Annotated in this window: 1 protein-coding gene and 1 pseudogene; one reads left to right on the forward strand and one right to left on the reverse strand. The window is 57.0% G+C overall.

Features of this window, described 5'->3' with window-relative positions:
* Positions 1 to 84: pseudogene (locus tag QN378_RS23295) on the forward strand (threonine dehydratase); the annotation flags it as partial.
* Between the two features lie 58 nt (positions 85 to 142).
* Here QN378_RS23295 and QN378_RS23300 read toward each other — a convergent pair.
* Positions 143 to 1,051, reverse strand: a complete 909-nt coding sequence (locus QN378_RS23300; RefSeq protein ID WP_322204850.1) for a DUF2242 domain-containing protein — start codon at positions 1,049 to 1,051, stop codon at positions 143 to 145.
* Positions 1,052 to 1,359: the final 308 nt, after the last annotated feature.

Below are 1,359 nucleotides of genomic sequence, written 5' to 3' on the forward strand. Positions count from 1 at the left end.
CTGATTCCGGCGGCGTTGGCGGAAATCGGCTACCCGTATTGGGATGAAAGCGAAAACCCGGCTTACAAGCTGTTCCTCGGATAGCACCCATGAAAAAGCCGCTGGACGATAACGTCTCAGCAGCTTTTTTTGCCAACTGCCTTTACGGCGAGGTCGTTTTTTCCATCGTAGCAGGTGAGGGCTCAGAGGCAGGTGTTGCTTCAGAAGCCGGTGCCGGACTCGACACTGGCTCTGCGGCAGGAGCAGGCGGTGTCGGCGCTGGCGTAACAATTTCGGTCTTGATCGCTGCGGGCTCAGCTGGCGCGGCGACAGGCTCGCTGGTTTCAGCCGCAGGAGCCGCTTCAGTCGCGGGATCTTTTGCTGGCGCTGGCACCGGCTCTTTTATGGGAGCAGGCTCGGAGGCAGCGTGTTTACCATCAACCATCGCTGCCGCCGGTGTCGCGGCGTGGGCTACTGGTTCTGGCATACCCAGATCAGCTTTGGGCTTTTCAGAAATGTTCGCCGCTTTTTTCACTTCAGGCGGCAAGAAATTCTCCACCAGCACAAAGAAACGGTCATAGAACTTGGGTGATGCCACCGTCTCGCTGGCCACTTTCACCATGGAGTCGTCGGTGGACCCGATAGGCATCGACACCGAACCCAGCACGCCTACGCCGAGGCTCGCAGAGTTATTGACCTTCTTCAGCGCATATCGGTCCTGAAGGGCGTTGGCAAACATGGTGGCGCCTTTAGTAGCGCCCTTGGACGTGCCATCAGCTGCGCAAACCACACTGAAGCTAATCTCCATATGGGTCTCGCCTGTTTGCTGGAAGCTCTTGTGCCCACTGATCACTTTCGGGTCATTGCTGGTGATGATGTAGCCTTGGCTGAGCAAGGCTCGACGCGCTGCCTCGCAAGAGGCAGCGTCGGAGACCGGGTAATTCCTTGAAAACGTTCCCGAATCGTCAAAATTTTCATGCTCATACACCGTCTGTTTGGGCGATGAGCAGCCTGCGGCGGCCAGCAGGGCGGCGGCCCAGCATGCGGTACGAAAGCGCGGTAATTTAGACATTCAAAATCCTGGGAGAAAAAACTGTAGATCTGAAACGCGGGGGTAAGTCTGCATCAAGGCTGACGTGTGATCAACGCCGTTCGGAAACACGGGCGACCCGGACTGACAGTTGGGGATTCTACACCGCAATGCTCATGGCCATCCGGATTACGAACACCAAAAAACTAAAAAGCCCGCACTAGGCGGGCTTTTCAGCGTGTTGATCGTCCACGAATGAACGTTCGACACATGTATGGCGCAGCGGACGGGACTCGAACCCGCGACCCCCGGCGTGACAGGCCGGTATTCTAACCGACTGAACTACCGCT

The sequence above is a fragment of the Pseudomonas sp. 10S5 genome, assembly GCF_035019745.1.
GTDB lineage: Bacteria > Pseudomonadota > Gammaproteobacteria > Pseudomonadales > Pseudomonadaceae > Aquipseudomonas.

Bases quoted from the DNA above. Each gene is read 5' to 3' on its own strand.
- QN378_RS23300 (WP_322204850.1), bottom strand. From the start codon at position 1,051: ATGTCTAAATTACCGCGCTTTCGTACCGCATGCTGGGCCGCCGCCCTG.